The sequence below is a fragment of the Cloacibacterium rupense genome (genome assembly GCF_014645495.1).
Lineage (GTDB): Bacteria > Bacteroidota > Bacteroidia > Flavobacteriales > Weeksellaceae > Cloacibacterium > Cloacibacterium rupense.
Map to the genome: position 1 here is coordinate 282,760 of NZ_BMLV01000001.1, position 9,226 is coordinate 291,985.

The 9,226-nt window shown below is 31.3% G+C and carries 9 protein-coding genes; 7 read left to right on the forward strand and 2 right to left on the reverse strand.

Features of this window, described 5'->3' with window-relative positions:
• Positions 1-38: 38 nt before the first annotated feature.
• From IEW40_RS01310 to queA, 4 genes are all read left to right on the forward strand, one after another.
• Positions 39-566 carry a DUF1697 domain-containing protein gene (locus IEW40_RS01310; RefSeq protein WP_188616271.1) on the forward strand — a complete coding sequence of 176 codons (528 nt, stop codon included), beginning with the start codon at positions 39-41 and terminating at the stop codon, positions 564-566.
• Between the two features lie 215 nt (positions 567-781).
• On the forward strand, positions 782-2,782 hold the full coding sequence (locus IEW40_RS01315) for a S9 family peptidase (RefSeq protein ID WP_188616272.1): 2,001 nt from the start codon (positions 782-784) through the stop codon (positions 2,780-2,782).
• Between the two features lie 63 nt (positions 2,783-2,845).
• Complete coding sequence (locus IEW40_RS01320) at positions 2,846-3,337, forward strand: DNA-deoxyinosine glycosylase (protein ID WP_188616273.1); 492 nt, start codon at positions 2,846-2,848, stop codon at positions 3,335-3,337.
• A 105-nt stretch (positions 3,338-3,442) separates the two neighbouring features.
• On the forward strand, positions 3,443-4,492 hold the full coding sequence (gene queA / locus IEW40_RS01325; protein ID WP_188616274.1) for a tRNA preQ1(34) S-adenosylmethionine ribosyltransferase-isomerase QueA: 1,050 nt from the start codon (positions 3,443-3,445) through the stop codon (positions 4,490-4,492).
• 76 nt (positions 4,493-4,568) lie between these two features.
• Here the strand turns inward: queA and IEW40_RS01330 are convergent, their stop codons facing one another.
• A complete protein-coding gene (locus IEW40_RS01330) occupies positions 4,569-5,348 on the reverse strand; it encodes a copper resistance protein NlpE N-terminal domain-containing protein (protein WP_188616275.1) in 780 nt (259 codons plus the stop codon).
• A 184-nt stretch (positions 5,349-5,532) separates the two neighbouring features.
• On the opposite strand from IEW40_RS01330, the gene rlmN reads away from it, so the two are divergent.
• The 3 genes from rlmN to IEW40_RS01345 all read left to right on the forward strand — a co-directional run bounded on the left by rlmN (position 5,533) and on the right by IEW40_RS01345 (position 8,533).
• On the forward strand, positions 5,533-6,564 hold the full coding sequence (rlmN, locus tag IEW40_RS01335; protein WP_188616276.1) for a dual-specificity RNA methyltransferase RlmN: 1,032 nt from the start codon (positions 5,533-5,535) through the stop codon (positions 6,562-6,564).
• Positions 6,565-6,579: 15 nt separating this feature from the next.
• Complete coding sequence (locus IEW40_RS01340) at positions 6,580-7,458, forward strand: hypothetical protein (RefSeq protein ID WP_188616277.1); 879 nt, start codon at positions 6,580-6,582, stop codon at positions 7,456-7,458.
• A 97-nt stretch (positions 7,459-7,555) separates the two neighbouring features.
• The gene (locus tag IEW40_RS01345) at positions 7,556-8,533 is read left to right on the forward strand and encodes a polyprenyl synthetase family protein (protein WP_188616278.1); all 978 of its coding nucleotides are present in this window, start codon (positions 7,556-7,558) and stop codon (positions 8,531-8,533) included.
• Here the strand turns inward: IEW40_RS01345 and IEW40_RS14105 are convergent.
• Positions 8,481-9,226, reverse strand: a 746-nt coding sequence (locus IEW40_RS14105; RefSeq protein WP_194461762.1) for a helix-turn-helix domain-containing protein, incomplete at its 5' end; no start/stop codon positions are given. The genes IEW40_RS01345 and IEW40_RS14105 overlap by 53 nt on opposite strands.

Consider the following 9,226-nt stretch of genomic DNA (forward strand, 5'->3'; position numbering starts at 1 on the left):
CAAAATCAAACTTTCAAACGATTTCAAACCCCAACACTATGAAATATTGTGCATTCTTGAGAGGAGTCAACGTAAAAGGAACTGCAATGAAAATGGCAGAAGTAGTAGAAGTTTTTGTAAGGCAAGGAATGAAAAACGTTTCCAGCGTTTTAGCAACTGGAAATATTTTGTTTGAAAGTGAAGAAAATCCTTTAGAATTAAGAGTAAAACTAGAAAAAGCACTTTCAGAACATTTTGATTATGAAGCTTTTTTGTTTTTGAAATCGGATGTTCAACTTAAAGAAATTCTAGAAAATTTACCGTTTCAAAAGAATGAAAACCTGCATATTTATAGTTTTATCTGCGAAAACGGAGATGAAGATGTTTTGTTCGAGGAATTCAAAAAAGTAGATCATCAAAAGGACGAAGAAGCGGAAATCATCAATCAAAATTTCTATTGGAAAATCCCAAAAGGAAACACTCTCGACAGTGAATTTGGTAAAATTTTGGGTAAAAAATCCTTCAAAGATAAATTCACCAGCAGAAACATCAATACCATCGAAAAAGTGGTGAAAAAATTGTTTTAATAACAATTTTTAGAATAACATTTTTAATTGCAAGATTAAATCTTTTTAGTTGATAAGTACGATTTCGAAGAAGTAAAGACCAACAAAAATTTTTACTTTTTTTTCTTTTGAAATACCTTTTTTCAGACATTTCTTTTGTTCCTTTTGTGGTTTATTAATTTTTACATTAAATAAAATTAAGTAAATTTACTCATTCAAAAAATCATTCCTCAATAATGAAACTAAAACATACAATTATCGCTCTAGCAGCGCCTTTCCTTATGAAAGCTCAACAAGTAATGACCCCAGAAATTCTTTGGACACTCAATAAATTTTCGGTGACGGCTGTAGAACCTTCTCACGCAGGAATCATCTATTCCGTAGGAAAAGTTGACCTAAAAACAGAGAAAACCAATAGACAAAATTTTTACCTTAATTTTGAAAAAAATCAAATCCAGAAAATGGATATTTTAGGTAAAAAATCTATTTTTCAATGGGATAAAAACGGAGTTTACGCCACAGAAGGAGATAAAATTTATATTTCTAAAGACATTGGTTTGTCTTGGGCAGAATTTTATACGATTGGCGATGCAGACAATATCGTGGTTTCACCAGATGGTAAAAAAGTAGCTTTTAGCAAGGCGGTACAAGTAGAAAATCTTTTGGGAAAAGATAAATATGCTGATTTACCGAAAACGACAGCGCAGATTTATACAGACCTCAATCACAGACATTGGGACGCTTGGAACGAAGGAAAATACAATCACGTTTTTGTAGCCAGTATCTCGGATGATGTTTCTAAAGCCAAAGATTTATTAGACGGACAAAAATTTGATACGCCACAAAAACCAAGCGGCGGTAGTGAAGATTTTATTTGGAATCCAGATTCTTCTCAATTGCTCTATGTATGTAAGAAAAAATCTGGAAAAGAATATGCAACCAGCACTAATACAGATATTTATGCTTATGATTTAGCTTCTGGTAAAACCGAAAACCTTACAGAAGGAATGCTTGGCTATGATGTAAACCCTAAATTTTCGCCAGACGGAAAATCTCTTCTTTGGCAATCTATGGCAAGAGATGGTTTCGAGGCAGATAAAAATGATGTGGTAGTGATGGATTGGACTTCTAAAAAGAAAATAAATCTTACCAAAAATTGGGATGAAAGCATAGTAGGTGATGTAGCTTGGAGCAAAGATTCTAAAATGATTTATTTCACAACCGCTAAAAGAGGAACCAAACAGTTTTTTGCTCTTAATCCTAAAGATGCAAAAGTGAAACAAATCTCAGATGGGACTTTTGATGTAAATGAAATTGTGGCTTTTCAGAATGATTTTGCCTTTGTAACTAGAACTGATATTAACCATAATGCAGATTTATTTAAGTTGAATTTGAAAGATGGTTCAATGCTTCAAATTACTCAGGTAAATAAAGAAAATTATGCCAATCTTACACCTAGTAAATCTGAATTGAAAATGGTGAAAACTTCTGACGGAAAAGAAATGGGAGTGTGGTTTCATTATCCTCCAAATTTTGATCCAAATAAAAAATATCCTACACTTTTATATTGTCAAGGTGGTCCTCAGTCTGCCTTAACACAGTTTTTCTCTACCCGTTGGAATTTTGCTTTAATGGCTGCTAATGGTTACATTGTGGTAGCACCAAACCGAAGAGGAATGCCAGGTTGGGGAACAAAATGGAACGAAGATATTTCTAAAGATTGGGGCGGACAACCAATGAGAGACTATCTAGCAGCGGCAGATTTTGCAAAGACTTTACCATTTGTAGATGGCAGTAGAATGGGAGCTGTAGGAGCTAGTTATGGTGGTTATAGCGTATTTATGTTGGCAGGAATTCACGAAAATAGATTCAAAACATTTATTGCTCACGATGGCCTTTTTGATATGAAATCTTGGTACGGAACTACGGAAGAATTGTGGTTTGCCAATTGGGATTTAGGTGGTAATTACTGGCAAAATCCTCAGCCAAAGGCTTATACAGATTACAACCCAAGCAATTTTGTAGAAAAATGGAATACACCAATTATGGTCATTCAAGGGGGAATAGATTTTCGAGTTCCTTATGAACAAGGTCAAGAAGCTTTTCAAGCAGCGAAATTGAAAGGTCTTAAAACCAAATTTCTCTATTTTCCGAACGAAAATCATTGGGTTTTACACCCTCAAAATGGTTTGGTTTGGCAAAGAGAATTCTTTGATTGGTTGAAAGAAACTTTGTGAGAATTAAAAATTAAAAAATAAGAATTAATATTAAATTGCGGTAGATTTCTATCGCAATTTTTTATGCAAAAAATCTCATCATTTCCACCAATTATCAACAAAGATTCTAAAATACTGATTTTAGGTTCTATTCCTGGAGTAAAATCTTTGGAAATGCAACAATATTATGCCCATCCACAAAACAAATTTTGGAAAATTATTTGTGAGATTTTTAATGAAGATTTTACTATAGATTATACAGAAAGAATTAAAATTCTAGAAAAACATTACATTGCACTTTGGGATGTGATAGACTCTTGTGAAAGAAAAGGCAGTCTAGATTCTGAAATTAGAAATGAGGAAGCTAATAAAATAGAAGAATTACTCCAGAATTTCCCGAATATAAAAGCTGTTTTCTGCAATGGACAAAAATCTCACAAAAATCTCATAAAAATATTAGGAAAAAATTTTCGATTGCCTATTGTTGTTTTACCTTCTACTAGTCCTGCTTATGCGGGGTTGAGCTATTTTGAAAAGCTAAAATCGTGGTTTATTATTTTAGAAAAATTGCAATAAATTTTAAGATTTTTTAAAATACTTCTAAAAACACTTGACAACCCCTGTTTTCATATCGTATATTTGCAGCTCGAAATTTTTAAACCGTAATTTAAAAAAGATTTAATGAAAACATCAGATTTTAATTTTCATTTGCCAGAACATCTTTTGGCAGAACACCCATCAGAAAACAGAGACGAAGCTAAATTAATGGTTCTTGACAGAAAAACTCAAACCATTGAACATAAACTTTTCAGAGATGTAATAGATTATTTTAACGAAGACGATTTATTTATCTTTAACAATACCAAAGTTTTCCCTGCAAGATTATATGGTAACAAAGAAAAAACTGGCGCTAAAATTGAGGTTTTCTTACTAAGAGAACTCGATAGGGAAACCAGAGTTTGGGATGTATTGGTAGACCCTGCTAGAAAAATCAGAATTGGTAATAAATTGTTCTTCACAGAAGACGAATCTCTAGTGGCAGAAGTTATTGACAATACCACTTCTAGAGGTAGAACTCTTAGATTCCTTTTTGATGGTAGCTATGAAGAATTCCGTCAAAAATTAACAGAACTTGGTGAAACTCCACTTCCTAAATACATCAAAAGAGACGTAGAACCAGAAGATGCAGAGCGTTATCAAACGATTTATGCAAAGGTAGAAGGTGCTGTAGCTGCACCAACTGCAGGTTTACACTTTTCTAAACATCTAATGAAAAGATTAGAAATCAAAGGAATTAATTTTGCAGAAGTTACATTACACGTAGGTTTAGGTACTTTTAATCCAATCGAAGTAGAAGACCTTTCTAAGCACAAAATGGAATGTGAAGAAGCAATTATTGATGAAAAAACAGCAGATATCATCAACAAAGCGGCTGAAGAAAACCGTAGAATTTGTGCGGTAGGTACTACTACCATGAGAGCTCTAGAAACTTCTGTGTCATCTAATAAAAAACTTTCTGCATATCAAGGTTGGACCAATAAATTTATCTATCCTCCATACGATTTTGGTGTAGCAAATGCTATGATTACCAATTTTCATACTCCAAAATCTACTTTGATTATGATGATTGCAGCATTTGCTGGAAGAGATTTTGTAATGCATGCTTATGAAGAAGCCATCAAAAATGAATATAAATTCTATTCTTACGGAGATGCAATGTTGATTTTATAAAAAAATCATCCATATAAAAAAAGAACCTTCAAAAAAATTGAAGGTTCTTTTTTATTTAATTTTTCTAAATCAATTCTTAGTGCATTGGAGTTTTAAATTTTGCTAAAGGTGCCATTCTACCTTTAATTAGAGTAAGTTCGTCTCCATTAATGATAAATCCATCGGCTTGTCTTAGAACTTCACCAAGTTTTTGTTCTATTTCCATGCTTTCACAAGCCATCATAGTAGACATTCCTGGTGAAAATTTTAATTTATTAAAAGGTAAAATCTCGAATCCTCCAGAAATGTTATTACAATCTGTAACCGCTAAATATCTATTGCTATTATCATCAAAAGTTAATGTGGGTTCTTTGGTGTTTTTTTCGTTTAGAATTACTGGTTTACCAAGTATTTCTATTGGTCTCCATTTTTTATTGAGCAGCGCATAATTCTCTTTAGTCAAAATATAATTAGGTGCTAGATTTCCTGTAATTTTATTTCCACTTTTATCTAATAGAGTAAGCATATTTTCTCCTACAAAATATTGGGTAACTGCAGAAGAGTTATTACTTTTTAATTTAATAATAGTACCAGTTTTGTCCCAAGTAAATTTACCAGTCTCTTCTTGAGTGTTTTGTTCTTTTCCTAAGTAAGAAGTTACCACTTTATACGTAGAATCTCGGTTTAAGTAGATGGTAGTTTTAATACCTTCACAACTAGCACAAGGCAATGTGCCTCTATAAATGCCATCATAATCTAAGGAATTCTGAGCATTATGAGTATTATTATTACTCACTTGGTTTTGGCATGAGGTGAGATTTACGAATAAGAAAGCCAAAATTAATGCGAAAACAGTTTTTTTTGTAAAGCTTTTCATTTTCATTTTATTTTAAGGTTAAACATGATTATTATCTATGTAAATTTACAAATAAATAATCAGTTTTCATATGTTATCAAATAATAGACCACTTTTTTTTCGTTTTGATTTTTTTTAAAAGACTTATCTTTGTGGTCTGTTAATATTTGATTACATTTTGTAATTATAATTTTAAAATTTTATTTTGAAAGATATCCGCGTTTTAACTTTAGAACAACTCAAAGAATATTTTGTCACTCTTGGCGAAAAACCCTTCCGTGCAAAACAAGTTTATGATTGGTTATGGTCTAAAAACCTTCATTCGATTGATGAAATGACCAATCTTTCTAAAGATTTGAGAGAAAAAATTTCAAAAGAATTTACCATCAATCCTATTTCGGTAGATTTACTACAAAAATCTAAAGACGGAACCATCAAAAATGGAGTGAAATTACACGACGGATTAATGGTAGAATCTGTTCTTATTCCTACAGAATCTAGAACTACAGCTTGTGTTTCTTCGCAAGTGGGTTGTAGCCTAAATTGTGAGTTTTGTGCAACGGCAAAACTCAAAAGAATGAGAAATTTAGAGGTTGCCGAAATTGTAGACCAAGTAGCTTTGATAGATAAACAAAGCAAATTATATTTTGATAGACCGCTTTCTAACATCGTTTTTATGGGAATGGGAGAACCGATGATGAATTACAAAAACGTAGTAGATGCTATCAAAAAAATTACAGAAGAAGATGGTCTAGGAATGTCACCACGCAGAATTACAGTTTCTACTTCTGGTATTCCAAAAATGATGAAAATGTTGGCGGATGAGGATTTAAAAGTGAAATTAGCACTCTCTCTTCACTCAGCAATTGAACATAAAAGAAACGAAATTATGCCTTTTTCTACCAAATTTCCTTTAACCGAAATTATGGAAGCTATGCAATATTGGTATAATAAAACTGGTAATAGAATCACTTTTGAATATTGCGTATGGAAAGGAATAAATGATGGTGACGAAGATATAAAAGCTTTGATAAAATACTGCCGTCAAGTTCCGTGTAAAGTGAACTTGATACAGTACAATCCCATTGGTGAAGGTAAATTCGATCACAGAAGTATAGAAGCCGAAGAGAAATACATCAGAGAATTAGAAAAAGCTGGAATTACTGCTTTGGTGAGAAGAAGTAGAGGTGGAGACATAGACGCTGCCTGTGGACAATTGGCTAATAAAAATTCGTAAAAATTGATGGTTTTTATGAAAAAAATTCTGGCTTTTTTCTTTTTTTTAAATTTTATTTTTTCTTTTTCCCAAAAAATAGAAAAATTACCCCTTAGAAAATTTAAAATTGCCATACTTTCAGATTCTTTGAAAGAAACTTCAGGCTTAACATTTCTTAGAGACCAATTATATACTTTCAATGACAGTGGCAACACCAATGAAATTTTTGAGATTGATAAAAATAATGGTAAAATTTTAAAAAAATTTAAAACCAATTTTCCTAATAAAGATTGGGAGGCCATTACCAATGATGGAGAAAGTCTTTACATCGGTGATTTTGGGAATAATGCAGGAAGTAGAAAAGATTTAGCTATATACAAAACCAGTCCCTTTTGTGATAATATTTCTTCTGTTGATACTGATTTAAAATTTCAGTTCAATTATTCTGAGCAAAAAGACTTTATTGTCAATTATCTCAATCACGATTTTGATGCAGAAGCCATGATTTTTTTAGATGGTAACATTCATTTATTTACCAAAGAATGGGCTTCTAAAAATATTTCTCATTATATTATTAGTGTTCAAAGTACAGAAAATCAAACAATTAGTAAATTAGAGTCTTACGAAACTGGTTTTGTGGTTACAGATGCTTCTTATTTTGAGGGTAAACTTTATGTGGTAGGTTATACCAAAAAAGCCAAAGTTTATTTAATGGTTTTTGAAGAAAATCAAGATGGATTATTTTTCTCTGAACCATTGAAAAAGTATAAATTAGGTTCTGCACTTACAATTGGGCAAGTAGAAGGAATTGCTGTAAATAAAGACGGAATTTATATTTCAAATGAGCGTTTTGTAAAATTGATATTCAATGCAAAACAAAGCTTGTATTTTATTCCTTTTCATCAATTGAAATAATTTTTTCTATTGATAACCTATGATAATAAAAAAATAGTTTTAATTAATTATATTTGTAAGATTTTATTTCTTTCATCAATTATCATTTATATCACGCGTGTCAAACATAGTAGAAGAAATCAAGAAACCCATTAATGAGGAAATAAAACTTTTCGAACAAAAGTTTTATGAATCTATGCAGAGTAAAGTACCTCTGCTAGATAAAGTAACTCGTTTTATTGTAACAACCAAAGGGAAGCAAATGCGCCCAATGTTTGTATTCTTGACGGCTAAATTGGTAGGTGAGGTCAATGAAAAAACCTTTAGAGGTGCTTCTATGATTGAGTTGATACATACTGCAACTTTGGTTCATGATGATGTGGTGGATGAAAGTTTCAAAAGGCGTAATTTTTTCTCTATCAATGCTTTATGGAAAAATAAAATTGCGGTTCTCGTAGGAGATTATCTACTTTCTAAATCTGTTTTGCTTTCTACCGATAATAAAGATTATGATTTACTTTCAGTAATTGCTAGAACCATTAGAGAAATGTCTGAAGGAGAACTTCTTCAACTAGAAAAAGCCAGAAAACTAGATATTACTGAAGAAGTTTATTATGAAATTATCCGCCAAAAAACCGCTACTTTAATTGCAGCGTGTTGCGAGATTGGGGTGCTTTCTAATGGAGCTGACGAAAATATGGCTAAAAAAATGCAAGATTTTGGTACTTATACTGGGATTGCTTTTCAAATAAAAGACGATTTGTTTGATTATCTTTCTCAAAATATCATCGGTAAACCTGTAGGAATTGATATTAAAGAACAAAAAATGACCTTGCCTTTAATTTATACATTAAGAACTGCAAAGGAAATTGATAGGAAACACTTTTTCAACACCATAAAACGTTATAACAACGACCAAAAACGCGTAAAAGAGCTTATAGAATTTGTAAAAAAATCTGGTGGTTTAGATTATGCCATTGGGGTTATGAAAGATTTCCAACAAAAAGCAAAAGATATTCTAGCAGAATTTCCTGAATCAGAAGCTAAACATTCTCTAAACTTGATGCTTGATTATGTGATTGAAAGGAAGTTTTAGTTTCTTCTTTCATCATTTTAATAAAAATAGAGGGCTTCATTTTAAATTTTCTTTGGAAATTATCAGAAAAACTTTCAGCATTACCGAACCCTGCTTCTGAGGCCAATTCTTTTATTTCTATGGACAAATATTTTTTGTTGGTTTTCATTTTTTCTATAATGTAATCTAGTCTTAAATCATTGATATATTGTGTAAAGTTTTTCTGTTTGTACACATTAATGATTCTAGATAGATAACCAGAATTGGTATTAAACTCTTCACACAGGGATTTCAGAGTTATTTTTGGGTTGAGAAATTGATTCTCATTTTCGAAAGTATCTAATTTATTTAGAACAGAATCTATGGTTGCTGGGCTTAATCCAGGTATTTTGCTAATGAGTAATGTTTTATGATTTTCTAAACGGTCAACAGTTTTTTTAGAGCTGTCAGAATTTTGCTCATAGATTGAAAATTTATTTTTTTCTGCTAAAATTTCTCTAAATCTCTGTTTGTAAGCCTTTTTTACTTTAGAATATCTGTAAAAAATAAAAGAACCAACAGAAAAACTTAGAATAATGATAAAAATAATGAGCAATTGGTGAAATTTCAATGAATTTTCAATTTCGTTTTTTTCTTGGATGAGTAATTCTGAGGTATATTCTTTATTGATTTTATTAAAAAGATATTTGTAATTTTTCTCGTAAGAATGGTCTA

Excerpts from the sequence above, each read along its gene's own strand:
- IEW40_RS01310 (WP_188616271.1), top strand. The coding sequence starts at position 39 with ATGAAATATTGTGCATTCTTGAGAGGAGTCAACGTAAAAGGAACTGCA.
- IEW40_RS01315 (WP_188616272.1), top strand. The coding sequence starts at position 782 with ATGAAACTAAAACATACAATTATCGCTCTAGCAGCGCCTTTCCTTATG.
- IEW40_RS01320 (WP_188616273.1), top strand. The coding sequence starts at position 2,846 with ATGCAAAAAATCTCATCATTTCCACCAATTATCAACAAAGATTCTAAA.
- queA (WP_188616274.1), top strand. The coding sequence starts at position 3,443 with ATGAAAACATCAGATTTTAATTTTCATTTGCCAGAACATCTTTTGGCA.
- IEW40_RS01330 (WP_188616275.1), bottom strand. The coding sequence starts at position 5,348 with ATGAAAAGCTTTACAAAAAAAACTGTTTTCGCATTAATTTTGGCTTTC.
- IEW40_RS01340 (WP_188616277.1), top strand. The coding sequence starts at position 6,580 with ATGAAAAAAATTCTGGCTTTTTTCTTTTTTTTAAATTTTATTTTTTCT.